Annotated in this window: 22 protein-coding genes; 12 read left to right on the forward strand and 10 right to left on the reverse strand. The window is 63.4% G+C overall.

Going from position 1 to position 26,448, the window contains the following annotated elements; all coding sequences use genetic code 11:
• Positions 1–85: 85 nt before the first annotated feature.
• A complete protein-coding gene (locus tag B5J99_RS08105) occupies positions 86–541 on the forward strand; it encodes a MarR family winged helix-turn-helix transcriptional regulator (RefSeq protein WP_117352115.1) in 456 nt (151 codons plus the stop codon).
• 78 nt (positions 542–619) lie between these two features.
• On the opposite strand, the gene B5J99_RS08110 is transcribed toward B5J99_RS08105, so the two are convergent.
• Together B5J99_RS08110 and B5J99_RS08115 are read right to left on the reverse strand one after the other, a co-directional pair.
• The gene (locus B5J99_RS08110; protein ID WP_117352116.1) at positions 620–1,540 is read right to left on the reverse strand and encodes a ketopantoate reductase family protein; all 921 of its coding nucleotides are present in this window, start codon (positions 1,538–1,540) and stop codon (positions 620–622) included.
• A gap of 68 nt (positions 1,541–1,608) precedes the next feature.
• Positions 1,609–2,514 (reverse strand): LysR family transcriptional regulator, encoded by a 906-nt coding sequence (locus tag B5J99_RS08115; RefSeq protein WP_162892507.1) that lies wholly within the window; start codon positions 2,512–2,514, stop codon positions 1,609–1,611.
• A gap of 90 nt (positions 2,515–2,604) precedes the next feature.
• Between B5J99_RS08115 and mdlC the strand changes: the two genes are divergently transcribed.
• From mdlC to B5J99_RS08130, 3 genes are read left to right on the forward strand one after another with little or no spacing between them, the layout of a single operon-like run.
• The gene (mdlC, locus tag B5J99_RS08120) at positions 2,605–4,161 is read left to right on the forward strand and encodes a benzoylformate decarboxylase (RefSeq protein WP_117352118.1); all 1,557 of its coding nucleotides are present in this window, start codon (positions 2,605–2,607) and stop codon (positions 4,159–4,161) included.
• A gap of 25 nt (positions 4,162–4,186) precedes the next feature.
• Positions 4,187–5,533, forward strand: a complete 1,347-nt coding sequence (locus B5J99_RS08125; RefSeq protein WP_162892508.1) for an aromatic ring-hydroxylating oxygenase subunit alpha — start codon at positions 4,187–4,189, stop codon at positions 5,531–5,533.
• Positions 5,530–6,030 carry an aromatic-ring-hydroxylating dioxygenase subunit beta gene (locus tag B5J99_RS08130; RefSeq protein WP_117353414.1) on the forward strand — a complete coding sequence of 167 codons (501 nt, stop codon included), beginning with the start codon at positions 5,530–5,532 and terminating at the stop codon, positions 6,028–6,030. The genes B5J99_RS08125 and B5J99_RS08130 overlap by 4 nt, the downstream gene beginning before the upstream one ends.
• Here the strand turns inward: B5J99_RS08130 and B5J99_RS08135 are convergent.
• Complete coding sequence (locus B5J99_RS08135; RefSeq protein WP_117352119.1) at positions 6,027–7,646, reverse strand: FAD-dependent monooxygenase; 1,620 nt, start codon at positions 7,644–7,646, stop codon at positions 6,027–6,029. The genes B5J99_RS08130 and B5J99_RS08135 overlap by 4 nt on opposite strands.
• A gap of 161 nt (positions 7,647–7,807) precedes the next feature.
• Here B5J99_RS08135 and B5J99_RS08140 point away from each other — a divergent pair, with 161 nt between their 5' ends.
• Complete coding sequence (locus tag B5J99_RS08140) at positions 7,808–9,151, forward strand: MFS transporter (protein WP_117352120.1); 1,344 nt, start codon at positions 7,808–7,810, stop codon at positions 9,149–9,151.
• 57 nt (positions 9,152–9,208) lie between these two features.
• Here the strand turns inward: B5J99_RS08140 and B5J99_RS08145 are convergent, their stop codons facing one another.
• Positions 9,209–10,657, reverse strand: coding sequence for a carotenoid oxygenase family protein (locus B5J99_RS08145; RefSeq protein ID WP_117352121.1), 1,449 nt, complete (start codon positions 10,655–10,657; stop codon positions 9,209–9,211).
• A 242-nt stretch (positions 10,658–10,899) separates the two neighbouring features.
• On the opposite strand from B5J99_RS08145, the gene B5J99_RS08150 reads away from it, so the two are divergent.
• Positions 10,900–11,385, forward strand: a complete 486-nt coding sequence (locus B5J99_RS08150; protein ID WP_069051430.1) for a MarR family winged helix-turn-helix transcriptional regulator — start codon at positions 10,900–10,902, stop codon at positions 11,383–11,385.
• Positions 11,386–11,437: 52 nt separating this feature from the next.
• Entirely contained in the window at positions 11,438–13,084 is a 1,647-nt protein-coding gene (locus B5J99_RS08155) for an FAD-dependent oxidoreductase (RefSeq protein WP_117352122.1), read from the forward strand.
• Here the strand turns inward: B5J99_RS08155 and B5J99_RS08160 are convergent.
• Genes B5J99_RS08160 through B5J99_RS08170 form a run of 3 tightly spaced genes read right to left on the reverse strand, consistent with a single transcriptional unit; the run spans position 13,071 to position 16,061 of the window.
• Positions 13,071–13,556 carry a DUF3237 family protein gene (locus B5J99_RS08160; protein ID WP_069051432.1) on the reverse strand — a complete coding sequence of 162 codons (486 nt, stop codon included), beginning with the start codon at positions 13,554–13,556 and terminating at the stop codon, positions 13,071–13,073. The genes B5J99_RS08155 and B5J99_RS08160 overlap by 14 nt on opposite strands.
• Positions 13,557–13,566: 10 nt before the next feature.
• Positions 13,567–14,379, reverse strand: a complete 813-nt coding sequence (locus B5J99_RS08165) for a nuclear transport factor 2 family protein (protein ID WP_117352123.1) — start codon at positions 14,377–14,379, stop codon at positions 13,567–13,569.
• Positions 14,376–16,061, reverse strand: a complete 1,686-nt coding sequence (locus B5J99_RS08170; RefSeq protein WP_117352124.1) for a CocE/NonD family hydrolase — start codon at positions 16,059–16,061, stop codon at positions 14,376–14,378. Before B5J99_RS08170 ends, B5J99_RS08165 begins: the two co-directional genes overlap by 4 nt.
• Before the next feature lie 107 nt (positions 16,062–16,168).
• Between B5J99_RS08170 and B5J99_RS08175 the strand changes: the two genes are divergently transcribed.
• Positions 16,169–16,666: a DUF3237 domain-containing protein gene (locus B5J99_RS08175; protein WP_162892510.1), complete on the forward strand. Its 498-nt coding sequence runs from the start codon at positions 16,169–16,171 to the stop codon at positions 16,664–16,666.
• Here the strand turns inward: B5J99_RS08175 and B5J99_RS08180 are convergent.
• From B5J99_RS08180 to B5J99_RS08190, 3 genes are all read right to left on the reverse strand, one after another.
• Positions 16,651–17,520: an alpha/beta hydrolase gene (locus tag B5J99_RS08180; protein ID WP_162892511.1), complete on the reverse strand. Its 870-nt coding sequence runs from the start codon at positions 17,518–17,520 to the stop codon at positions 16,651–16,653. The two genes, B5J99_RS08175 and B5J99_RS08180, sit on opposite strands and share 16 nt — an antisense overlap.
• A 148-nt stretch (positions 17,521–17,668) precedes the next feature.
• Positions 17,669–18,223 (reverse strand): nuclear transport factor 2 family protein, encoded by a 555-nt coding sequence (locus B5J99_RS08185; RefSeq protein WP_054133749.1) that lies wholly within the window; start codon positions 18,221–18,223, stop codon positions 17,669–17,671.
• Positions 18,224–18,297: 74 nt separating this feature from the next.
• The gene (locus B5J99_RS08190; protein WP_069051438.1) at positions 18,298–18,810 is read right to left on the reverse strand and encodes a MarR family winged helix-turn-helix transcriptional regulator; all 513 of its coding nucleotides are present in this window, start codon (positions 18,808–18,810) and stop codon (positions 18,298–18,300) included.
• 408 nt (positions 18,811–19,218) lie between these two features.
• Between B5J99_RS08190 and B5J99_RS08195 the strand changes: the two genes are divergently transcribed.
• Genes B5J99_RS08195 through B5J99_RS08210 form a run of 4 tightly spaced genes read left to right on the forward strand, consistent with a single transcriptional unit; the run spans position 19,219 to position 26,428 of the window.
• The gene (locus B5J99_RS08195; protein ID WP_054133751.1) at positions 19,219–22,068 is read left to right on the forward strand and encodes a TonB-dependent receptor domain-containing protein; all 2,850 of its coding nucleotides are present in this window, start codon (positions 19,219–19,221) and stop codon (positions 22,066–22,068) included.
• Between the two features lie 54 nt (positions 22,069–22,122).
• Positions 22,123–23,538, forward strand: a complete 1,416-nt coding sequence (locus B5J99_RS08200) for a spinster family MFS transporter (protein WP_117352127.1) — start codon at positions 22,123–22,125, stop codon at positions 23,536–23,538.
• Positions 23,535–24,965, forward strand: coding sequence for a spinster family MFS transporter (locus B5J99_RS19870; protein ID WP_162892512.1), 1,431 nt, complete (start codon positions 23,535–23,537; stop codon positions 24,963–24,965). Before B5J99_RS08200 ends, B5J99_RS19870 begins: the two co-directional genes overlap by 4 nt.
• Positions 24,962–26,428, forward strand: coding sequence for a carotenoid oxygenase family protein (locus B5J99_RS08210; protein WP_245991814.1), 1,467 nt, complete (start codon positions 24,962–24,964; stop codon positions 26,426–26,428). Before B5J99_RS19870 ends, B5J99_RS08210 begins: the two co-directional genes overlap by 4 nt.
• Positions 26,429–26,448: the final 20 nt, after the last annotated feature.

Raw genomic sequence — 26,448 nt, forward strand, 5'->3', positions numbered from 1 at the left:
ATTCAAGTTCCTCTCACTCACCGTTATTGCTATAAAGCATAGCTATGTTGATTGTTATGCACAATAGCGGTTTTGGACTTTCGTGATGGATGCAGGCTCCGCGGACAAGGATGTTTCTCGGGTCCCCGATCCGCTGGAGGATCTGCTGGGCTACTGGCTGCGCCGCGCATCGTCAGCGATGATGGCCGATCTGGGTTCGTCGCTCGCGCCGGCGGATCTGCGCCCGACCGAGGCGACGATCCTGATCCTCATCCGCGCCAATCCGGGTCTGACCCAAAGCGACATCGGGCGGGTGCTGGGGATCGCGCGTGCCAATATGGCTCCGTTGATGGGCGGGCTGCTGAAACGGGGGTTCATCCAGAAATCACGGGTGGATGGCCGATCGCAGTCGCTGGCTCTGACGGAATTAGGCATCGACAAGGTCTGCGTCGCGCAGACGATCATCGATGCGCACGAGGCCCGGTTTCGGGAAGGACTGGATGTCGCACTGCTGCCAGACATGATCGCTGCGCTCAGGACGCTGGCTGGCAGTGAGGCTTAGAACGGGCTGCACGATCCTGTACCGACTGCCTCTCGGGCTTATCGCACGCTGAAACGCGCGCTGGCCCGCCGCCGGGGATTAACTCAGCCTCTGCGCCTCCATCAGCCGGATAATATCTGCGAGCGTCGACGTCACCGGCGTCGCGATGCCCGCCTGGGCGGCGGCGAGCACAACGGCACCGTTGATCGACTCGATCTCCGTTGCGCGGCCGGCCAGCATGTCCTGCAGCATCGATGCCTTGTGGCCACGATGATTGGCCAGCGCAAAGTCGATCTTGCCCCAGACCCGCGTGGTATCGATCTGCACTCCCCGGGCAGCGGCGGTTGCGACGACCTCTGAGACCACAGCTGCGATGATGCGACGACCCGCGGGATGGTCCATGCCGCCCACCGTTGCTCCGCTGACCGTGGCAAGTGCATTGAGCGCGGCGTTGAACGCCACCTTCTCCCAGATCGCCACCTCGACCCGGGCGTCGGCTTCGGCGTTCATCCCGCTCAGGGTCAGCAGCTGCGCCACCTGCTCGGCGACGGGATGCATCCTGGCCGCCATGCTGCCCAGCCGGACATGCCCCAGGCCATGCGAACTCACGCAGTTGGGGCCTTCGAGATCGGCGGGAATGTCGGTGACCCCGATCAGCACCCGCTCGGGAGTGAAGACCTCTGCGAGGATTTCCGCATTGCCGATGCCGTTCTGCAATGTCAGCGCAAAGCTTTTGCCATCTGCAAGATGCGCGACCGATTGCGCGGCTGCCGCGCTGTGCATACCCTTGGTGAACAGCATGACGAGGTCCACCCCGGGCGCGACATCCTGCGCGGGCCTGGCACGGGTGGCGACAACCCGCTCTCCCCGATCGTCGCTCACCTTGATGCCTTCGCGGGCCAGCAGCTCCAGCCGCACCGGGTCGATGTCGACCAATGTCACGGACAACCCCGCCTCCCCGAGGCGCGCGGCGAGATAGCAGCCCATGGCACCTGCTCCGACGATCACGATATTCTGCATGGCGCTCTCCCCTGTTCCGCGAGGTTGAAGCGCTACTCGCGATGACGCAGCGCTGCAAACGGGCCCATTCAGGCCGTCTCCGCGACCTGCGGCAGCATTTCGAGAAAGCGCCGCGCCGCGTCCGGCAGCAGGCCGCGCGACCGCCGATAGACGTAGAAGCTGCGGTGCAGCGACAGTTCGGGGATGGTCAGCAGCTTGATCGTCCCGTTGCCGACCTCGCTCTCGATCAGGGGATGCGGCAGCCAGCCCAGCACCCTGCCGTGCACGACACAGGCGACCTGCGCGCCCACCGATGTGGCTTCGATCGCAACGGTCGGAAGCGCTTGTCCGCTTTTGCGAACCAGCGCATCGAACAAAGATCGCGGCGTCGATCCGGCAGGGGGCATCACCCAGTTCTCCTTCAGCACCCTTTCCAGATCGACATCGCTGGCGCGCGCCAGCGGATGCTGTGTCGAGCAGAAGACGGTGAAGACATCATCGAACTGGCACTGGCTGATCCGCACCATGTCGGGATGATCGGGCAATTGAGGGGCAATCATCAGATCGATTTTCCGCGCAAGCAAAGCCTCGGTCAGCGTGCCCTGAGGCGCTTCCAAAAGCGCAATTCGCAGCGCGGAAGCGGCCTTGAGCAGGCGGGCTGATGCCTTGGGTACCAGGCTGCGCGTGGCTGCGGCGACCGCCCCCAGACGGACCGTGCCCCGCTGGATTCCTTGCACCGCGTCGAGCGCCTCGCTCGCCTGCTGCATCTCGAACAGCAGCATGCGGGCGTAAGGGGCAAACACCTCTCCCGATGCGGTCAGCGTCATGCCCTTGCTGTGCCGCTCGAACAGGTCGACCCCCAGCCGCTGTTCCATCTCTCGGATCAGCCTGCTCAGGGTCGGTTGCGTCATGTTGTTGACAATCGCGGCGCGCCCGACGCTGCCGGTGTCGACCACAGCCACGAAGGCTGCGAGCTTGCGTTGATCGAAAGTCATGCAATAAACGTATGACATTGCCGATAATTTGCAATGGTTGAAATGTCCGTGTTCGCTCAATGCTGCTGCAACAGGAGAGAGCACCGCGCCATGACAACCGTGAGAGAGGCCACGATAGCGCTGCTGCGCGCGCTGGACATGCAGACCATCTTCGGCAACCCCGGATCGACCGAGTTGCCGCTGTTTCGCGATTTTCCGGACGATTTCCGCTATGTTCTGGGGCTTCAGGAATCGATCGTGGTGGCCATGGCGGATGGCTATGCGCAAGCCACGCGCAACGCGGCGCTGGTCAATCTCCATTCGTCTGCCGGGACCGGCCATGCGCTGGGCAATCTGTTCACCGCATTCAAGAACCAGACACCGTTGGTGATCACCGCCGGACAACAGGCGCGATCGATCCTGTCGTGCGAACCGTTCCTGTTTGCCGAGCGCGCAACCGAATTTCCGCGACCCTTTGTCAAATGGGCGTGCGAGCCTGCGTGCGCGCAGGATGTGCCGGCCGCTATCGCGCGCGCGTATTACGTCGCGATGGAGCCGCCGTGCGGGCCGACGTTCGTCTCGATCCCGGTCGATGACTGGGACAGGCCCTGTGAACCGATCAGGGCACGCAGGGTTTCCGCCATCAATCCCGGCGATCCGGCAGCCCTCACGGATGCCGCCGACGCGCTGGCGATTGCCGATCGACCGGTGATCGTGGTCGGCGCTGGTGTCGCACGCGACCAGGCCTGGGACGAGGTGATCGCGTTGGCCGAACGGCACAACGCGCCGGTCTGGGTGGCACCGATGTCGGCGCGCAACAGCTTCCCCGAAGACCACCGGCTGTTTGCAGGCTTTCTCGATGCCGGCCGCGAAAAGATCGTCGCCCGCCTCCAGGGTTACGATCTCATCCTGGTTCTGGGCGGACCGCTGTCGCTCTATCATGTCGAAGGTTTTGGGCCACATGTGCCCGAAGGCGCGCGTGTCATCCAGATCGTCGACAACCCTGCCCAGGCTGCCTGGGCGCCCGATGGTATGGCCGTTGTCGCCAACACCCGGCTTGCGATCCTTAGCCTTCTTGCCGGACCGCTGCCGATGGAGCGTGCCGCTCCGCCGTTGCGGCAACCGGCGCAAGTGCTGCAAGGCATGGAATTTTCGGATTCGTTCGTGATGCAGCAGATTGCCAGACTCCGCCCCCGCGGCGCCATTGTCGTGGAAGAGGCACCGTCAAGCCGCGGACCGATGCACGACCATCTGCCGATGCTCGAGCGTGACACGTTCTATACCTGCGCCAGTGGCGGCCTTGGCCATGGTCTTCCTGCCGCGGTCGGGGTCGCGCTGGCACGCCCATCCGAAAAGGTGATCGCGGTCCTAGGCGATGGATCGAGCATGTACGCCATCCAGGGGCTCTGGTCGGCGGTGCAACTGGGCCTGTCGATCAGCTTCATCATCATCAACAACGGCGGCTATGCGGCGCTGGCCAGTTTCGGCAGGATCTTCGGCCTCGACAAGACCGTCGGGACGCAATTGCCTGACATCGATTTCTGCGCGCTGGCCGAAGGCCAGGGGTTGAGCGCAGTCAGGGTCACAGATGCCAATGGACTTGATGCTGCGCTGGCCGCATCCTTCAGTGCCCGTGGCTCGACGCTGGTTGAAGTCGTGGTGTCCTGATGCGCACACGCCAAAGGATCGCACAATGTTGAAAGGCCGGCTTGCCGAACTCATCGATGACCGTCCGGATGATGGGGTGTTCCGCGTCAGCCGTGCGATTTTCGATGATCCCGATGTTTTCGATCTCGAGATGCGTCACATCTTCGAAGGCGGCTGGGTGTTTCTCGGGCTGGCAGCCCAAGCGCCTGGGCCGTATGATTATTTTACCACGACAATCGGCCGTGTTCCGGTTCTTGTCAGCCGCGATGGCGACGGAAAGCTCCACGGGCTGGTCAACAGTTGTCCCCACAAGGGCTCGCGTGTTGCCCAGAGGCTGCACGGCAATGCCCGTCTGCACGTCTGCCCCTATCACAGCTGGTCGTTCGACAGTGCCGGTCAGAACAAGGCGATCAAGTGGCGGAAGGCCGGTTGCTATGCCGACAGCTTCGACGCATCAAGCCATGATCTTCCCGCGCTTCCCGTTTTCGGGGAGTATCGCGGATTTCTGTTTGGCAGCCTGAACGCCGCGGTGCCATCGCTCACCGAACATCTGGGCGAGGCCGCAGTCCTGCTTGATCTGATCGCCGATCAAAGCGAGGAGGGGGTCGAGCTGGTCCCCGGCGAGGTGACGTTCACCTACGATGCGAACTGGAAGCTGCAGCTGGAAAACTGCTCCGATGCCTATCATTTCACCTCAGCACATCCGTCCTACATCCGCGTGCTCGAACAGCGCAAGGAACAGAACGATGCCAGCGTGGTGCGCTCGGTCTGGGAAAGCAGCGAATACTGGACGGGCGAAGCCGAAGGTATCCAGGGTGGGAGCTACAGCTTTCAGTACGGCCATGTCCTCAACTGGGGCAGGTTTGAGATATCGGACGCTCTGCCGCTTTATGACCGGGCGACGGTGCTGGCAGAGCGGCACGGTGAGGCCAAGCGCGACTGGATGTTCAACATGCGCAACCTGACGATCTTTCCCAATCTGCAGATCGCGGAGAACGCCTCGAGCCAGCTGCGCGTGATCCGACCGGTCGAGGTCGGCAGGACCGAAATGCGCACCTGGTGCATCGCTCCCAAGGGCGAGGCGGCCGAGGCACGCCGCCAGCGCATCCGCCAGTACGAGGATTTCTTCAATCCCAGCGGCATGGCCACGCCCGATGATACGGTGAGCTACGAGAACTGTCAGCGCGGCTTTGCCAGCCGGGTCGAGCCATGGCTGCAGGGCTATGCGCGCGGCATGACGGCGAGCAGGCCGGGAGGCAATTTGTTCTCCCAGCCATTGGGCATGGAACCCCAGTTCAGCGTGCTCGCGGACGCCCAGCTGTGCGACGAGACGCTGTACCACAGCTATTATCGCGAATGGGCTCGCCGCATGCTGGAGGGATCAGCCTCGTGAACGCCCCTTTGTCCAGCCGAGAAGCGGAAGAACTCCTCTATACCGAGGCTTTGCTGCTCGATGAAAGTCGCTGGGAAGAATGGCTCGAGCTGTATCTGCCCGACTCGGTGTTCTGGGTGCCGGCGTGGCGCGATGAGACGACCCCGACGCAAGACCCGGAAAGCGAACTGTCGCTGATCTACTATCGCGGGCGCCGCAATCTCGAGGACCGGGTCTGGCGGGCCCGATCGGGAATGTCCGTGGCTTCCACGCCACCTTCGCGCGTCGTGCACGCCATCACCAACGTGCTGGTCGAACGCGCCGACAGCAGCGAAGCCAACATCTCGTCGTGCTTTACCGTCCACCTCTACGACCGGCGTAGCGATCGCAGCCATGTGTTCTTCGGGCGCTATCAGCACGCCCTGCAGCGTGTCGATGGAGCCTGGCGCATCGCGGCCAAGAAAATCCTGCTGCTCAACGATGTCATCCCCACCGTCGTCGATTTCTACTCGATTTAGCAGCGGATCGCACAGGCAGCCGTGGTTTCGAGACCATCCTGACCCGTGACGCGTGCGATGATGGCGCTGGCGGACGTGTCCAGCCGATCGCCCGCCCAGGCAACGAAACCGTCGGGTCGTACCAGCACCAGCCTTGCGCCATAGGCCTCTCGTCCATCGTCGAACGTATCATGCAGCACCGCCAAGGGGACGCGACGGGCGTTTGCTGCGGTCTCGAAGGCCGCCACGTCGTCCGCCGCGGCGTCAAGCGCGAGCAGCGTCAATCCAGCCCGGGCGATATCCGGCGCGGCGCTGCCGTTTGACATGGCCCTTGGCGCGAGATGATGGCCGGGCCGCGCGGCAAAGCTGTGCGCACCGACCGCGCTGCAAACCGCGCCGTCCGGTCCGAACACGATCGGCGAACCAGCATAATGCGGCGCAAAGCTCTCCACTTCGGCCTTTGCACCCGTACCTCGGTTGCGCCACTCCGTCTCGAAGGCGTATTGGTCCCTGGCGGGCGAATACCGGGCAAGAAACCGGCTGTCTTCGCGGATCGACTTTTCGATGAAGTCTCGCGCGGTGGATTCAAACACCGGATGGCGTTCGGCATGGTAGCTGTCGAGCAGATGCGCGCCGCCCCAGCCGTGCAGAACTGCGGCCAGCTTCCAGCCCAGATTGCGCGCATCTTCCAGCCCGGTGTTGATGCCATAGCCGCCATAAGGCGGATGGCTGTGCGCCGCATCGCCGGCCAGGAAGATCCGGCCGGCCCGATAGGCGTCGGCCTGCGCAAAGCGCAGATCCCAAAAGCCGGTATATTCGATCGCCACGTCGAACTCGGCCCCCACCGCGCGGTGAAGATAGCCAGCAAAATCGAAGGCCTCGGTTCGCGCGCTGTCCGGAACCGGCGCATGGAAGAACCAGTTGCCGTCAAGATCGACCCGGCCAAGGAACATCCAGTAGCCCTCAAGCTCGGGGGTGAGGACATTGTAGAAGGATTTGCCGGGAAACCGCTCTAGCAGCTGGTTGAGGCCATCGGAGCGAAAGACGATCAGCGCCATGGTCCGGTCGTGGTCGGACCGCGTCTCGGTGATTTGGGCCTCGTGACGGATCAACGACCTGCTTCCGTCGCAGCCGACCAGATACTGCGCTGTCGCCGCATGTTCGGTCCCAGCGGAATCCCGATAGCGTATCCTTACGCCGCCCTCCTCTTGCGAAACGGCCTGCGCCGTACAGCCCAGCGCTGTAACGACAGAGGGCAGGGCGGTGACCCGATCGCGCAAGACCTGCTCGGTGCAATATTGTGGCAGCCTCTCGTTGTCCGTCCGGTAATACTCACGCACCCGTTCGCGGGCGAGCCAGTCGTAACGATATTCCCCCAGCAGGGTGCCATAAGCCGTGAGCCCGCCGATGCCGTATTCCCGGGGGATTGTGCGCGCATTGCGCAGGGCAGCTTCGGCGTCCCACGCCTGAAAGTGCTCCATGGTGCGCTGCGTGAGATTCTGCCCCTTGGGCACCCGCACCGGGGTGGCGTGGCGCTCGACGAGCAGGACCGAAATCCCGGCCTGGCCCAGTTCCACCGCAAGGCCGAGGCCCACTGGTCCGCCGCCGATAATCACGACGTCATAGGTATCGCCCACGCCTCACCCTCCAGATATGATAAGACGTCGTATCATTTTTTCCGGACCGGTCAAGTGCAGCATCGGCCGGGTTATATGATGATTTGTCAACGACCCAATCTACGGTTACGACGGTGCTGCAAGCGGCCTGGCAAGAGAGTCGCGGATGGGAGAGCAAGGTCATGCAGTCCTTTGACGTTCAACAGTTTATCGACCGCCAGCAATTGAAGCCCGTGCATTTCAGAGTGCTGGCCATGCTGACCGTGGTGATGTTCATCGACGGGTTCGATATCTTCGTCGTGGGCAAGATCGCCCCGGCCATCGCTGCGGACTTCGGGGTTACGCCTGCCGCCATGACTCTGGTGTTCCTGTTTCAACAGATCGGGCTTGCGGTTGGCGCGTTTCTCGTCAGCCCGCTGTTTGACAAGTTCGGCCGCAAGCGGTCGCTGATGCTGTGTTGCGCGATCTTCGGGATATTGTCGGTCGCGACGACCTTTGCGACGTCGATCGTTGCCCTCGCCGTCCTGCGCGGACTGGCCGGACTGTTTCTGGCGGCTGTCCTGCCCGGGGCCGTGGCTCTCGTTGCCGAATTCACGCCGGAACGGCGGCGATCGACTTTCATCGCGCTCTCGATCGCAGGCTATAGCGCCGGCAGCGCGGCAGGGGCCGCAGCCGCGCTGCTCATTCCCGACTATGGCTGGCAGGCCGCGTTCTGGATCGGCGGGCTGCTGCCGCTGGCTCTGGTTCCGCTGCTTGGGCTGTTCCTGCCTGAATCGCTGACCTTCCGGGTGGAACGCAACGCCAGCGATCCGGGGATTGCGCGCACCATCGCTTTGATCGAGCCCGATCTCCAACTGACCGGCGAGGAGCGTTTCGTCACACCTGACCGGCCCGGCAAGGGCCGCAGGACGCGCGTCGTCGATGTGTTTCGCGATGGGCGCGCGCGCACGACGACCCTGGTCTGGCTGGCCTGCCTGCTCAGCATGGGCAACATTGCGCTGCTTGCCGCCTGGCTGCCGACATTCTTCCAGGAGATGGCCGGCATCAGCATCCAACGCTTTGCCATCGTCTCGATGATCGGATTTCTCGGCGGCATGGTGGGAACGGTAACCATCGGGTTCCTGATGGACCGGTTCCCGCCCAACCGGCTGATCCCGGCCTATTATCTGGGTATTGCAGTATCGCTGACGCTGATCGGCACGGTGCCGTTCGAATCGCCGTATTTCGTCCCGCTTCTCCTGGGCTGGAGCTTCTGCCAGTCGGGCGGGCAGGCTGGCCTCAACATGCTGATGACGCGGGTCTACCCCACCGCCATCCGGTCCACCGGAATTGGCTGGGCGGGCGGAGCAGGGCGCATCGGGGGCATCATCGCCCCGCTGCTGGGCGGTTTTGCCCTGGCATCGGCGTTTTCGCTGCAGTTCACGCTTGCGATCATTGCGATCTCGCCCGTGATCGTCGCGCTGCTGGTGGCGAACCTTCGTCCGATGCGCGAGGAACCTGCTGCAGGCGAACCTGCCGTCGCCTGAACCGAGCGGCGCAACCATGCGGCAGGCGGTTCGTCCCGCCTGCCGCAGCCGGTCAGGTCAGACTGTTTCGGCCATCTCGCCAGGCGCGTGCGCGCGCAGTTTTTCGCCATCGACCCAGGTGCCGTGGAACGTGGAGCGCACCCGCACCGGCAGATGCAGCCGCGCCACCGGGCCGCGCGTGATGTCCTGCGCATCAAGGATCGCAAGCTCGCTGTGGCCGGCATCCAGTCGGTTGACGATGACGAGCAGCCAGCCGTCCCCTTCGGCAGACCCCTTGTAGCGGGGCACAAATTGCGGCTCGTGCACCGAGGCGAGCGCTCCGGGCGCCCAGCGGGTGAGTTCGCCGGTCGCCAGATCGACGCACCCGATGCCGCTCGATCCGTCCGGCTGACGTCCGACAATCAGATAGCCCTTTCCGCACGCCTGGCCCTGATAGCGATCATCGGCGCGAGGCATCTCGCCGGGCGTGTTGATCAGCGGACGCCGGTCGAAGCCATCATCGTTGCGGCTGAGGTCGAACGTCAGGCGTGACAAGATCGGCGGGCAGCCCTCCACATGCTTGCCTTCGGGCGTGGGGAAGAACGGGAAGCAGTTCCCGTCATAATAGCAGGCGTCGAGATGAACCTTGTCGCCATCCTCGAAGGCATTCATCATGTGCGACAACGATCCGGCGGGGCCACGGAACCAGCGGATATCCTCTGCCTTTCCGCCGCGCTTCACCAATGCCACGACGACCTGCTTGTCGGGATGCCATTCGTAGAAGGTGGTGCCGCGCTTGATATTGTCCAGCGTGGTCACCAGCGGCATGAAGGGAAAGATCGCGTAATGGGGCGTCACCGCGAAATCGTGGCAGATCGATGCCCATGGCATCTCGAACCAGATCTCGTCGTGAATGTTGCCCTGGTCATCCATGTCATAGAACACGACGTCGTTGCTGCCGTCGCCCTTGGCCTGATAGCTGTAGGTGAGCAGGCGGCCGTCATCGGGAAACCATTTGGGATGCGCGCTGAGCGAGGTGGCGCGGACCTTGCCATCGAAAGCGTAAATGCCCATCGGGTCGAGCGTATCGGGGTCGACCTCGAACGGCAGATCGTCCTCTTTCAGCACCAGCAATCGGCCGTTGTGAAAAATGACATTGGTATTGGCGGTACCACCGCTGATCCCCTCGACCGATGGATCGTCGGTGAAACGGTTGCGATATTTGCCGAACAGCGACCGGCCGGCTGCGGCCTGGGCGTTGAACCGGGCGTTGCGCACCCAGCGGCTGCGATAAGACACGCTGCCGTCGCGGATCCGGATCATGTGCGCCATGCCTTCACCGTCGATGAAGATGTCGTCGCCCAGCATCGGGGCATATTGGCGATCGGGACCGGCGCGATACCATGTCCCGTCCAGCTCGGCAGGCACGGTCCCTTCGATCAGCTCCAGCCCGTCGACGGTGGATTCGGTCCGCAACGGCTTTCCCCAGCCGGTGTAGAGCGGTAAATCAGGGAAGCGGACTTCCATCGTTTCTCTCCTTGGTGGCTGCTGCCCTCATCGCGGGGCGGCTGAACGGGGATCGCGAACATCGATTGCAGACATCAAATTCCACTCCCCAATTTCATTGATTGTTCAACATACGGCCGCCAAAGTCAATCTTGGGCCGCCGCGCGGGTGGGCAGAATGGCGGCGTCTGACAGGCAGCGGTTGCGCCTGGCGCCCTTGCACCCGGCTCGCCAATCGCAGCACGACGTGATAGCGATTGCGTCATGAAACCTGACGATCGATTGGACAACGGCAGTCTCGCCGACCTTTACGGGCGCCCCGGCTTTTTGATCCGCCGCGCGCATCAGATCACCAGCGCGCTGTTTGCCGAGGAAACCGACGATCTGGCGATCACCTCGACCCAGTTCGGCATGCTGATCGCATTGCAGGGCGGCATATCGATCGACCAGGCCAGTCTCGCGCGCCTCCTGGGCCTGGATCGTTCGACGACCGGGCTGGTGGTCACCAATCTCGAAGAGCGGGGGTTCATCGAGCGCAAGACAGATCCGGGCGATCGCCGCCGCAGGATGCTGACGATTACGCCCGCCGGCGAGGCGATCCGGGCGCAGGCAGAAACGGCTTCGCGCCGGTCGCAAGCCCGCGCGCTGGACGTTTTCAGCGAAGACGACGCGGCCGCGTTCGTGCGGCTGCTCGGACATTTCGTGGACGCTTTCAACACCAGCATCCGTACGCCCATCACCGACGCTTGACCTCCCCTTGCAAATAAGTAAGACGTCTTACTTGTTTGAGGGAGACTCGGTTATGGCATGCGACGTTCTCGTTATCGGTGGCGGTCCCGTCGGCATGCTGCTGGCCATAGACCTGGCGGCGCGCGGGGTGACGGTGACGCTGGTAGAAGCGCGGCCCGCCGGTCAGCTGCCCAGCGTCAAATGCAACCATATCGCATCGCGCACGATGGAGACATTCCGCCGGCTGGGGCTTTCGCGGGCGGTGCGCGCGGTCGGCCTGCCCGATGATTTTCCCAACGACATCGTCTTTCGTACCCGGATGACGGGCAAGGAGATGGCCCGTATCCGCATTCCCAGCCGGCAAGACCGATATACGGCAACGGGCGGACCGGACACCGACTGGCCCACGCCCGAGCCGCCGCACCGGGTCAATCAGATCCATTTCGAACCGATCCTTTTCGCGCGCGCCGCTGCAGATCCCCGCATCACGATCCTGTCGCACTGCCGCTTTGTATCGGCAACGCAGGACCCAGACGGCGTCAGCGCGACCATCGAGAGCCTCGATGATGGCAGGACGATCACGGTGCAGGCCCGCTACATGGCCGGTTGCGATGGCGGCACCTCGACGGTGCGCAAATTGATCGGCGGCCAGCTCGAAGGCGATGCGGTGATCCAGCGGGTGCAGTCGACATTGATCGATTCCCCCGCGCTGCTTGGAGCACTCGGCAGCGGCCCGGCGTGGATGAGCTACAACTACAATCCCGAACGCGCAGGGACCGTGCTGGCGATCGACGGCATCCGTCGCTGGCTGGTGCACAACTATCTGCTGCCCGACGAGGCCGACTTCGATTCGATCGACCGCGACGCCGGGATACGCGCGATCTTGGGCGTGGATTGCGACTTCCCGCTCGAGATCGTGGCGCATGAGGACTGGATCGGCCGCAGGCTGGTCGCCGATGTCTTCCGCAAGGACCGCATTTTCATCGCGGGCGATGCGGCGCATCTGTGGGTGCCGTATGCAGGCTATGGCATGAACGCCGGAATCGCCGATGCGATGGACCTGTCATGGCTGCTGGCCGCGGTGATTCAGGGATGGGCCAGCCCCGACATTCTCGATGCCTATGTCGCCGAGCGCAAGCCGATCACCGAGCAGGTGTCGCGCTTTGCCATGAGCCACGCCGCACGCGCGATCCGCGAGCGTACCACGCTGCCGCCCGAGATCGAGGACGATACGCCTGAAGGCGAAGCTGCGCGCGCGCAGGTGGGGGAGGCGGCCTATCGGCTCAATGTCCAGCAATTCGCCTGTGCCGGGCTGAACTACGGCTATTTTTACGATGCCTCGCCGATCATCGCTTATGACGGTGACGCGCAGCCGGCCTACACCATGCACGATTACGTGCCGTCGACCGTGCCGGGGTGCCGGGTGCCGCATTTTGTCGTTGCCGATGGCCGCCCGCTCTATGACCTGTTGGGGGCGGGTTACAGCCTGCTGGTCTTCGATCGATCCATGGACACGGCCCCCATCATCGAGGCCGCCGCGCGGTGCGGACTGCCCCTGTCGGTGCTGCATTTCGACCGAACGCTTGACCGTGTGCCCGCCGAGTATACACACAACCTGTTGATCGCTCGGCCAGACGGACATGTCGCATGGCGCGGCAACGCCATCGATGATCCGTCCGGCCTGGTCGATCGTCTGCGCGGCGCGGCTAGAGAACCTTGAAATAGTGGATGCGGTTGGCGCCGGGGATCTTCTCTGCGACGCCGACGAACACGTGCTTGGCCATCCAGTCGTACGGACCTTCGGGGACGTCGAACTTGGGGCTGACGCGCATGTAATATTCCGATGGATCGGCCGGTTCGTTGCGCGCCATGCGCTCGGCGACTTCGGGGGTGAACGCCCAGCGGAAGCCGCGGTTCTGCATGTAGATCAGGGTGCCGTCATCGGTTTCGAGCAGATAGCGCGCATCGAAATCGATGACGCCGTCGGGGCGCTGCAGCGGCCAGTCGCCGCCGCTCATGGGCACGACCTTGCCCTTGATGTTCGGGCCTTCGACGGTGCCTTCTGCGGCATAGACTGCCGCGCGGGTGGCGCCCATCGTGGTCGGGCGCAGCCAGTGCGCCTTGGTCAGCGTGATGGCGATGGAAAAGGCATATTCCATCTGTGGGGCAAAAGGGTGGGGGGCTTGCGTCATGGAGATCCTCTCAAGCAGGGTGAAGCTCGGGCTGCCCGGCGCGGGCGACCTTGATGTGGCTGATGCGTCCGGCGGTAAGTGTGTAATAGACGAACACCCGCACCGAGACCGCCTGTCCGGCCTGCAGCGGCATGACCTGAAAGTCCGGCGCGTCGGCGTGCGCGGTGAAGGTGCTGATGATGTCGGCGGCAATCCCGCCATCATCGACGACCAGATGGTTGATGCTGAGCGTTTCGCGGACCCGTTCGAACATCGCGGTGTAAAAGCCGACAATCGCGGCGCGGCCCTCCAGCAGCGGTTCAGACGGCAGGTCGAGCACGACATCGTCGGTGTAATAGCTGCCAAAGCGCGCGCCGTCGCCGCCGCTGAACGCGGTGGCATAAGCGTGAAACGCCGCGCGCTGCCCGGCGTGGCTGCCCAGCATCGGGGCCTTGCTGACGTGATACTCCGCCGGCCAGGTCATCGATTTGAGCTGGGTGACCATGCCATCGCGCAGTGCGTACAGCACGAAGAACTTCACCGTCTTGATGTCGCCGGGCATCAGCGGGCCGAACGGAAAATCGGGCCGCGGCGCAGTGGCGACGAAATCCATGTCGATCTCGGCAAAGATACTGTCGTCGGATTCCAGAACCGTGATCGGCCGGATGATCTCGCGCACCCCGTCATGCGCCCAGCGCAGGAAGTCGAGAAACTCCGCCCGGCTGCTGTACGCGCGGGTTGTGCCGATGAACTTGAAATCCTCGACGAAATAGCGATCGATCAGCGCAGCGTCATCGCCGCGATTGAACGCCTCGATGTATTCGGCGTAGTCGAAGCCGCTCATGCCGGGGTCCCCTCGCCAATCGCGATGTTGGGCACCAGCAGATGGCTGTCATACTGCCCGCCGGACAGCAGCTTGTGGGTTCCATGGTTGCGCAAATCCTCATGCCGCGCAAAGGCGAGATTGTAGCGGTCCTCGGTGAAGAAATCGCTGCCCTTCACGGAAAGCTGCAGCGACTCGCCCGCATCGAAACGCACCGATGTCGGCCAGATCTCGATCTCGAGCGGTACAGGTTCGCCGCGCGGCAGCGGGTCTTCGGCATCATGGCGATGGACAGGCTGCCAGGGGGTGGACCGTGCATCGTCCAGGGCGCGGTGCGATGCCCGCAGCCAGCCCAGCGCCAGCGGGCCATCGTCATACAGCGCGTAAAATGTGAAGGGAACGCGCGCACCGCTGGCGTCGAGCTTGTCGAGTGCGATGAACAGATCCATGTCGTCGGCATCGTCGGACTGCACCCACAACCGCAGCTTGAAATGGCCGGTGAGTTCGGTGGCGGCGGCGAAGGTGTGAACGAATGTTGCGGCGGCTGCAGGGTCGTTCGAATCATATTCCATGCGGGATACGGCTGCGGGCAGGTTATCGACCAGCGCCCCGTCGGCGGCACTCAGATAGAGCGGGCGATAATCGGTGCGCGCCAACGGGTACTCGCTCTCGTCTCGCCATTGCCCCTCGCTGCCTTGGGTGCGCACCTGGATACGCACCTTGGGCCAGCCGGCCATCGTATCGGGCTGACCTTTCAGGAAATGATCGAAGAACTGCCGCTGCAGCACGACGTTTTCGGGCGTGTAATAATGCCGCCATTTCTTCTGGCCGTGGACCAGCAGCCACTTCTGCTCGCTGGATATGGCCTTGTACGCTTCCAGCGTCCCGCGCGTGTGCAGCCCGTGATCGGACCAGCTGGCGACCACAAAAACGGGCAAGTCGATGGCCGAAAGGTCCACCTCCTTGCTGCGCCAATAGGCATCGTGAAGCGGATGGAGCCGGGCGTTCTCGGCGGTGTTTTCGGTGCGCGTCGTCGACCAGTTCAGATTGCGCGCGGCACGTTCGACAAAACAGGTCTCGCGCATTCCGCCGTGATAGCAGAACTCGCGATACCAGTCCGAAAAGCCCTCCCACGGATTGAGGGCGGCGAGGTGCGGGGGCTTCATCGGGCCGACCAGATACTGGATACAGGCCAGATAGGACACGCCCGTCATGCCGACCTTGCCGTTCGACCAGTCCTGCCTGCCCAGCCATTCGATCAGGTCATAAACATCTTCGCCTTCACCCTGGCCGTTGTGGCGCAATTCGCCTTCCGACAGCCAGCTGCCGCGCGGATCGGGATAGCACACGGCATAGCCTGCCTTGGTCCAATAGACCGGATCGGGCGCCTCGAACGCGGTATGGCGGCTGATCCAGCCGTCTTCGATTCCGGCAGGTGGCCACAGATTGTTCGCCTTGCCGTGCTTGCCATACGGGCTCCAGGCGAGCAGCACCGGCAGATCTCGCTCGCCTGCCGCACCTTCGGGGCGAAACAGATCGACATAGATGGTGATGCCATCGCGCATCTTGACCGGCACGTTGCGTTCGAACAGCATCCCGTCGACGACTTCGCTGTGCACGCCGAGCGGGGGAAGGGGCGGCTTGTAGGGATTGGTCGCCGGATCCGTGCCCGGAAGCATCGCCAGCTCGAACGTTTCGGTCATGCCCTCGCCTCGTCATTTATTTGTTGATTAATCATGATAATGCGTCTTATCAATTGCGCAAGCCCAAGTTTATGCTGGGTGCCGGCAAACAACAAAAGGAGAGCCTGATGGACGAATCCGCGCTCGCGCTGCGCCACAGCCACGCCTTCGACATCCGCATCAATTTCGACAAACGCTGGTCGCTGGGGCCGATTTATGGTGGCGCGCAGCAGGGCTACACGTCGATCGGCGAAGGCAGCACCGTGACCGGTCCGCGGCTCAACGGCATGCTGGTCGATTACAGCGGCGCCGACTGGCCCGTCGTCCGCGCCGACGGCGTGGTTGAACTCAACGCGCATTACATGATCAAGACCGACGACGGCGCGCTGATCTACATCCGCAATCTGGGCTATGTTCATGGGCCGCTGCGCGCGCACGGCCAATCGCCCGATGAAGAGCCCGCCATCGCGCGCTATTTTCGCTGCACGCCCTATTTCAGGGCGCCCGAAGGGCCGCATGACTGGCTCAACCGCACGGTGATCGTCGGCGTCGGCCAACGCCGCCCCAAGCTGACCGATGCGGACGAGCCCGACCATTCGCTGTTCCGCTATTATACGATCGATTGACGCGTCACCTGGTCGATAAAGCCGGCCAGGATCGGGCCGACGGCATCGGCCGATGACCCGATCTGCTGAACCGGGGTGATGTGATTCTGCCCGGCGAGCCGATGAAACTCGGGCCAGGCACCGGTCGCAGCCACGCGCCGTGAGATCATCGCGGCGGCCTGCCGCTGGAAATCGGGCGGGTCGAACTCCGCGACGGTGTACAGGCAGGGCAGCGGCGTGGCGGCCAGCCCCTCGATGCTCGACTGCGCGGCGAACTGCGTGGGATCGTCGCCATAATAAGCCGATTGATAGGGATTGCGGTCGGCGTTTGCGACATTGTAGATCCCGGACAGCATCGCAGCGCCTGCCAATGCGCCCGTAGCGGCGTCGGTCGCTGCAAAAGCGGCGACATGGGCCGCGCCAGCCGACTGCCCGATAAGCACGATACGATCGGCATCGCCGCCGATGTCGGCTGCATGGGCGCGCAACCAGCCGATCGCCAACGCCACGTCATCGCGTCCCGCGGGCCACGGATGCGCGGGTGCCAGCCGGTAGGTGATCGTGCAGCCGATCCATCCGTGCCGCGCGGCCCATGCACCGACATTGTTGTAGAACGGTGCTCCTGCCGCGCCCTTGTCGCCACCGATAAAGCCGCCGCCGTGCACGAACGCGACGATCGGTCGTGCGATACCGGGCTTGCGCGCGCCGAACAGGTCAAGCCGGTGGCGCGGGTCAGACCCGTAGGTGACATCGCGCTCGACCATGGTTTCGTCGCATGCAGGCAGCAAAGGCGCGAATATCGCCGCCGACCCCTGTATCTGTTCGAGGCTGAAGGCGGTGCCCAGCGCGCGGATACGGTCAAGAACGTCTGTCATGCTGCCTCCATCGGCAGGTTCGGCTTGATGGCGGGGCCTGCGGCACTTTCCACGCCGCCAGCCGGTCGAAGGGAAAGCGACCTTGCTTTCAGGAGCCGATCGGCAAGGGGATGCAGTGTGCCGGGGCGCGGATTGGCCGCCGCGAGTCTCACCACGGGTCTTTCGACTGAACGCTGAACGGTCTGCAATCAGCCGCAGGGGCATTGTTGATCGGTCGTGGCGTCATCGTCCGTTTAGCTTTCCAGGGCACCTGATCGGCCTTGGTCCACGCATTCACGAACAGCCGGAAGAACTTCCAGCGGCCGTCGCGCTTGACGAGGCGGTCATCTCGCGTTCCGATGCCGAAGATGAAGTTGGTGCCATAATCGGCATTCCACTGAACGATCTGGAAAAAGCAGCGCACCCGCGCGCCTTCGGGATGCGGCTCCATGATGAAATGGTTGAACAGGTGCTGCCTGCCGAACCACCAATGCTGCCGGTCGAACCACAGCCCGTGCAGGTGTGCCCTTATCGCCTCATGGCCCGAGGCCTTTCCCTGCCAGAGATGATCGAATTCGCCATCTTCAGCAAATGTGTCCAGCACCTGCTCCTCGTCGGCAAGATCGATGCCCCAGGCATAGCGCGCGAAAAGCTCGGTGATTTCGGCGCGATCCTCCGCCGGCATGATGGCCGGCACGCCATTGGGCCATGCGCATTCCGACATAACGCTCTCCTTGCCAATCAACTGCAGCCTGCTCGCCTGCTTTTCTTTGATTGTTCAAGGAAAGTTGCGCAATGTCAATCGGGCGCGCGGGTTGAGTCCCGGAAAATGTCGAGCAGGCGCTGGCCCACGCGCAACAGCAGCGTGTCGAGCAGCGCGCGTTCGGCATCGGTGAGGTCGACCAGAAGGGCTTCGTGAAAGGCACTGCGCTCTGCCAGATTAGTGAAGTAGAGCTTGCGTCCGACCGGGGTCAGAAACAGGATCGGCTTGCGGCGGTCCTGAACATTTTCGCGGCGAGACGTGAGTCCACGCAGCTCGAGCGCCGCCGCCGCCCGGCTGACTTCGGCACGATCGACCCAGGCGAGTTCAGCAACATGACCCACCGTGCCGCCTTCGGGCAAGGTGCCAAGGCGAGAGAGCACGCGCCACTCGGCATAAGTGAGATCACCCTTGTCGGTAAACTGGCGAATCGTCAGCCGATCCATGATCTTGGCGAGCAGGGTGATGCGGAAAGTCGGATAATCGAGGTTGTTGAGCTTCCAGCCCGAGAGGTCCTCGATGGAACTGACAGCCGACGCTGTGCCTTCCACAATCGCTTTGGCTTTGCCATTATCAGCTTCTAAGCCTGGGTCGTGTCTGCTCATCAATCTTCCGCTTGTGATCCGTCCGCCTTTTCCCGGCGACCTTTGACTTATCATAGCGCACCAATCGTCGCTGTCACCCCGCCATTTGTGGCGAGGGCATTCAGCACCGAAGCGCCGACATTGCGAAACCGGCCTGCAACCCTTGCCAGTCGGGGAGCAAAGCGGGGTCTCCGCAGGAGCCTGGCGCTCCGCATCACGCGTAAAAATTATTGGGACGCGACCCGCATTATCGTTGACTTATCAATTTGATTGTTGATAGATCAATGAGAAGGACGCGCCGCCAAAGGCGCGCCGCGACTAGGGAGATACAGGATGATGACACGGCCGAAACGTCGCCCCTTTGGCACAGCGAGCATGGCCGCAGTAAGTGCGGCGCTGCTCTGGGCACCGAGTGCACATGCACAGGATGCACAGCCGGTCGAGTCGCAGCCTGAGGAGGCTCCTGCAACCGAGATCATCGTCACCGGCTCGCGCATTGCGGCCACCGGTTTCACCGCGCCTACTCCCGTCACCGTCATCGGGCAGCAGGACCTGCAGCAGCAGGGGTCATCGAACATTGCCGACCTGCTCAACACCATCCCGGCCTTTCGTCCGCAATCGACCCCCGCCACGGTGGGCATCTTCTCAAGCAATGCCGGTGCCAACCTTGCCGATCTTCGCGGTCTGGGCGCCAGCCGCACGCTTGTGCTGATCGATGGCCGGCGCGTTGTCGCCGGTACCGTCGCAGGCGGCGGCTTCTCGCCTGCCGGTGCCGTCGATCTTTCGCTGATCCCGACCGTCCTGATCAACCGGACGGAAGTGGTGACCGGTGGTGCATCGGCTGCATACGGGTCCGACGCGGTTGCAGGTGTGGTCAACATCCTGATCGATACCCAGCTGCAAGGGCTGCGCGGCAGCGTGCAGTACGGAATTTCGCAGCAGAACGACAATGAGGAGTTCTTCGCGACGCTGGCGGGCGGCACGCAGTTCGCTGATGGGCGCGGCCATGTCGTGCTGGGCGTCGAATATTCCGACAACAAGGGCGTGGGCGACTGCTACACCCGCGACTGGTGCTCAGTCAGCTACAACACGATCTCCAACCCTACCCCCCAGACCAACGGCCTGGCGCGGCAGGTGCTGCTGCCTAACACCCGCACGTCGACGTCCAACTTCGGCGGCTTGATCACCAGCGGCGTGCTGCGCGGAACGACTTTCCGCCCCGATGGCAGCAGCTTTGCGCACGACTACGGCACGTTCTTCGGAACCGGACCGACCTTTGCCAATGGCGGCATCTTCCAGTCCGGTGGCAGCGCCGATCCGGTCAACGGCTTCTACAACAACTTCCCGCTGGTGGCCCCGGTCGAGCGGATCGTCGGCTTCGGGCACGTCAAATTCGACATCAGCGACAATCTCCAGATTTTTGCCGAAGGCTCTTATGGCCAGGTCAACTCCGCAACGCTGGGCGCAGCGTCGCGCAACACCGGCAACATCACGATCCAGCGGGACAATGCTTTCCTGCCCGCAGATCTGCGCGCCAGGCTGGTGACGGCCAACCAGACAAGCTTTTCGTTCGGTCGCGTGTCGAACGATATCGGCCCGCCGGTGGCAGATGTTCAGCGTGAAACCTATCGCGGCGTTGTCGGCCTGTCGGGCAGCTTCGGCAGCACGTTCAAATGGGACGCCTATTATCAATATGGCCGCACCAATTATTCGCAGGACACCACCAATACCCAGATCACCGACAATTTTGCCCGTGCGGTGGATGCAGTCGATCAGGGCCTGTTTCAGACCGGCGTCGCCAACGGCAACATCGTCTGCCGCTCGACCCTCACCCAGCCGACCAATCCTCTGGTCGCAGGGTGCCGCCCGCTTAATCTGTTCGGCGAGAACCGGTTCAGCCAAGCAGCGGTGGCCTATGCCTATGGCACCGCTTCGCAGCGCACCAGCCTGACCCAGCACGTGGCCGCACTCAACGTCCAGGGGGACCTGTTCGAACTGCCGGGTGGATCATTCTCGGTCGCCGCCGGCGCTGAATACCGCGTCGAAGATGCCGAAGGTACGGCAGATCCGATCTCCACCGCGCTGCGCTTCATCACCAGCCCGGGCCAGGCGATCACCGGTCCAGCGATCAAGGTCAAGGAAGCCTATCTTGAAGCGGCTGCACCGCTGCTGGCCGATGTCCCGTTCTTCTATTCGCTTTCGCTCAACGGAGCGGTGCGCATCACCGATTACTCCACCAGCGGTTCGGTCACCTCCTGGAAGGTCGGCGGGGTGTGGGAACCAGCCGAAGGCCTGCGGATCCGGGCTACCCGGTCTCGCGATATCCGGGCGCCCAATTTCTTCGAGCTCAACGCCCCAATCAGCACCAGTTTCCAGTTTCTCACCGATCCGCGCAACTCGGGCAGTTTCCTGACCTCGGTGCAGCTCGGCGGCAATCCCAATCTGGTGCCTGAAGTTGCCGACACCTTCACCATCGGCGCGGTCATCAGTCCCGCGCGCAATGTCAGCCTGTCAGTCGATTATTACGACATCTCGCTCGACGGGGCGGTCTCGACGCTGGGCGGACAGATCATCGTCAACCGCTGCCAGGCCGGTGCAGCAGAGTTGTGCAACCTGATCACGCGCGATGCCGGCGGGCTCCTGAGCAGCGTGCGCAACGTCAACCTCAACCTCAATTCGCTCAAGACCCGCGGTGTCGATGCCGAGTTCAGCTATACCACCGAACTGTCAGGTGTCGGGATCTCGGTGCGGGCTCTGGGTACCTATGTGCTCGACCTGATCACCATCGATGGCACCGGTACGTCGGTGAACCGTGCGGGCATGAACGGCGGCCCGGTTTCGCAACCGTCGGGTCTGCCCACCTTCACCGGCAGCCTGACGCTTGGTCTTTCGGCCAAGCCGATCAGCGCCGCCATGCAGATCCGCTACATTTCGTCGGGTGTCTACAACGCGACCCAGATCGGGCCGCACCAGCAGGGCTATAGCCCCACTTTGGCCAACAGCATCAGCGACAACTCGGTCGACGAGGAATGGCGTCTGAACTTCAACGTTCAGTACGACCTGTTCGAGCGCGGCAACACCAAGGTGCAGCTCTTCGGCGTGATCAACAACCTGTTCAATCAGGACCCGCCCAACGACCTCCCCTCCAGCTTCGGGGTGACCAATCCGGTGCTGTATGATGTGATCGGGCGATCGTTCAAGTTCGGCGTCCGTTTCGCCTACTGATGCCACTCGAGGCCCGGGAAGCGGCTGTCGCTCCCCGGGCAGGTGGCCAAATGAATGGATAAGCAATCTGTGGCGGTCATCGACCCAGCAAGCAAGACGATGCCAGCGAGCGAAAGTGCGACCAGTCTCCCCGCAGAACGTGTCTATGGCCCCGTGTACCGTGCAGTTCTGCTGACCCTCATCCTGCTGACGGCAGCATTTGCCTATATCGACCGTGTCATCGTCCAGACGCTGGCCGAGCCGATCAAGCAGGAGTTCGGGCTGAGTGATTTCCAGCTGGGGCTGCTGGGCGGTCTCAGCTTTGCGATCCTGTATTCCTCGCTCGGCCTGCCGATCGCGCGGCTCGCCGAACGCAAGGATCGCGTGACGATCATTTCGGTCTCGATCGGCATCTTCTCGATCATGAGCGCGCTGTGCGGTTTTGCCACCAGCTTCTGGCAACTGTTTGCCGCGCGTGTCGGTGTCGGCATCGGCGAGGCCGGCGTGCAGGCGCCCAGCGCATCGCTGATCGGCGATCACTTTCCCCCGCATCGCCGTGGCTTTGCGCTCACCATCATGCGGCTGGGGGCGCCGGTCGGCTCGGTGATCGGATCGGTCGCCGCCGCCTCGATCGCCGCGGAATATGGCTGGCGCACGGCGCTGATGGCGGTTGGCGTGCCGGGGCTGTTGGTGGCGTTGCTGTTCCGGCTGTTGCTGACCGATCCGCCGCGCGGAATGAGCGATCCTGCCGCACAGCGGGCAGAGGCTGCCAAGCCGCCGCCGATGATGGCGGTGTTCAGGCTCCTGCTCACCCGGCCTGCGTTTCTGCATATGCTGATCGGGCTCGCGCTGGCATCGATGGGGCTCTACGCTGGCGGTGCCTTCACCACCCCGTTCTTCATGCGGGTGCACAGCCTGACGCTGGCCGAGGCGGGTGGATATCTTGCGTTTCTTTCCGGAATTGCGGCCACTGCCGGCATGAGCCTGGGCGGCTTCGGCATCGATTTCATCGCGCGGCGCGGCGAACGCTGGTATGCGTTGCTGCCGTTCTGGGGGCTGGCGCTGAGCCTGCCGCTGTATCTGTTCGGCTATATCGCACCCGATCCGCGCGTCAGCCTGGTCTGCCTGACGATTGCCGGCATCTTCCTGTTCTTCCATTCGGTACCGACGCTGGTGGCGTTCCAGAACATGGTGGCGGCCAACATGCGCACCACCGCAGCGTTCGTGTTCTTCTTCGTCTCGACGCTGATCGGCGTGGGCTTCGGACCGCCGATCATCGGCCTGGTGAGCGATCTGTACACCGGCTATGCGATGGATGGCGCGGGGCTGACCGCACGATGCGCCGCTGACGCAACGGCCGCAGGCTGCGCCGCAGCATCGGCATGGGGCGTGCGTGCCTCGCTGCTCACCAGCCTGAGCCTGTATGCCTGGGCCGCAGTGCACTACTGGATCGCGGCGCGCGCCATCGCCAGGGATGCGATGGCGGCATGAGCGAGAGCGCAACCCGCGAGGTGCTGGACCAGCCGATGCACGCGCCTGGCTATCGGGCGTGGATGATGACGCTGCTGGTCGCGGTTTATGCCTCGTCTTCGCTCGACCGGCTGATCATCGCGGTGCTCGGCCCCGCGATCAAGGCCGATCTGAGGATCAGCGATCTGCAATTCGGTCTGCTCGGCGGGATCGCCTTCGCGTTTCTCTACACCGCGTTCGGCATTCCGGTGGCAAGATTGGCCGACCGGCGAAACCGGATCGTGATCGTCTCCATCGCCACCGCGGTCTGGTCGGCCATGACGGCCTTGTGCGGGCTCGCCGCCAATTTTACACAGCTGTTGCTGCTGCGCATCGGCGTGGGCCTAGGGGAGGCGGGGTGCTCGCCGCCATGCTATTCGCTGATTTCTGACCAGTATCCGCCGCGGATGCGCGCAGGCGCGATTGCGATCCTGGGCCTGGGTGTGCCGCTGGGTTCGATGGTCGGTGCGTTTCTGGGTGGCTGGGCGTCCGAGTTCATCAGCTGGCGCAGCGCCTTCGTGATGGCGGGACTGCCTGGCCTGCTGCTCGCCGCGCTCGTGTTCTTCACGCTCAAGGAGCCTGCGCGGGGCATGTTCGATCCTGTAGCCTCGCGTATCGGGACGCCGCCAACGTTCGGTGCCGTGCTGCGCGCGATCGCTGCCAAGCCCGCCTTTCTGCACCTCACCGCAGCGGCGGCCTTGTGCATCTTCTGCAATCTTGGGCTCAACCTGTTCATCCCGACGTTTCTGGTCCGGTCGCACGGGCTGTCCTATTCGCAGGCGGGCTTTTACTTTGGACTGGTCACCGGAATTTCCGCAGCGATCGGCACCACCGGACTGGGGTTGCTGATTGCGCGCCTCGCCAGGCGCGATGTGCGCTGGTACGGCTGGGGACCGGCTTTGGTGCTGGTGGCAGGCGCGCCATTCTACATCCTTGGGCTCGTGCAGACCGACTTCGCCGCTGGCTATGGCCTGATCCTCGCGTCATCGTGCATCGGATTTGCCTTTCTCGGCCCCTCGATCGGTGCGACGCAGAACATGATGGAGCCGCGCATGCGCGCATCCGCGGCGGCGGTACTGCTGTTTGCCATGCACATGGTCGGCGGCGGCCTTGGGCCAACATTCATGGGCTGGGCCAGCGACCTGTTCGCCGCGCGCGCCTTTGGAGTGGGCTATGCGGCAAGCTGCCCTTCCGGGCTCGCACCGGTCGATGCCTCGTCTTCGATCGTCAGCGCCTGCAATGCCGCCTCGGAAGAGGGGCTTCGCTATGCGCTGGTCGCATGCGCGCTGTTCTTCTTCTGGGCTGCATTCCACGCCTTCATGGCAACACGCACAATGGCCCGCGATCTTATGCCCGACGTGCCGCAACCCGTTCAAACACCCGCTCTTTCGCAGGAGGTATCACCTTGAAATTCCCTGAAACCCCCAGCTTCACCGGCTTCTTCGCGCCTTCTGGGGTGGAAGCGACGGTGCACGACCTGACCGTGATCGATGGCGAAGTGCCCGCCGATCTCGATGGCGCGTTCTACCGCGTCGCACCCGACCCGCAGTTCCCGCCGCTTTCGGGCGACGATATCTGGTTCAACGGCGATGGCATGGTCACGCAGTTCCGCTTCAGCAAGGGCAATGTCTCGCTGCAGCAGCGCTGGGCCCGCACCGACAAGTTCGTGGCGGAACGCGAAGCGGGCGGGGCGCTGTTCGGTGCGTATCGCAACCCGCTGACCGATCACCCCAGCGTCGCTGGCGAAGTGCGCGGCACCGCCAACACGAATGTGCTGGTCCATGCCGGGCGGCTGTATGCGCTGAAGGAAGACAGCCCGCCGGTGGTGATGGATCCGCACACGCTGGAGACGATCGACTCGAAATTCGATTTCGGCGGCAAGATGACCAGCCAGACCTTTACCGCACACCCCAAGATCGATCCCAGAACCGGCGAGATGCTCGCATTCGGCTATGCCGCTAAGGGGCTCTGCACGCGCGACATGGTTTTCTACACGATCAGCCCGGACGGCGAGATCACCGACGAAGTGTGGTTCGAGATTCCGTATTACTGCATGATGCACGACTTCGGCATCACCGAGGATTATGTCGTGTTCCACGTCGTCCCGATCGTCGGATCGTGGGAGCGGCTCGAGGCGGGACTTCCCCATTTCGGTTTCGACCGCGGACGGCCGGTGCATCTGGGCGTGCTTCCGCGCGGCGGCCGGGCAGAGGATATCCGCTGGTTCAGCGCCCCGACCTGCTTTGCCAGCCATGTCATGAATGCGCACAACGAAGGCGGCCTGGTGCATTTCGATGTGCCGATGGCCAAGGGCAACATGTTTCCCTTCTTCCCCGACACCGAAGGCCGTCCGTTCGAACCGCACGAGGCCGCCGCGCAGATGACCCGCTGGACGGTGGATATGCGCGCCAACTCGGACGAGATTACCATGACCCCGCTGGCCGATTTCATCGGCGAGTTTCCCCGCATCGACGATCGGTTTGCCGGGCTGAAGAATCGCTATGGCTGGCAGCTGGTGCAGGACATGACCAAGCCGGTCGATCTGCCCGGCGGGCGCAGCGCATCGGGCATGATGATGAACACGCTCGGCCTGATCGATCTGGAGACGGGCGAGACGCAGAGCTATTGGGTCGGCGCGACATCGTCGTTTCAGGAGCCCGCCTTCATCCCGCGCCCCGGATCGACAGCAGAGGGCGACGGCTATCTGATCGTCATCGAGAACCGGCTGGCAGAAATGGGTTCGCGGCTGCTGCTGTTCGATGCGCTGCAGATCGCCTCCGGCCCGATTGCAACGATCGCGCTGCCCTTCCGCATCCGTCAGGGCCTGCACGGCAACTGGGCAGACGCCGCAGCGCTGCGCGCCGCTGCCTGATCACAATCCAGGAATCCTAG

This window comes from Blastomonas fulva, assembly GCF_003431825.1.
Lineage (GTDB): Bacteria > Pseudomonadota > Alphaproteobacteria > Sphingomonadales > Sphingomonadaceae > Blastomonas > Blastomonas fulva.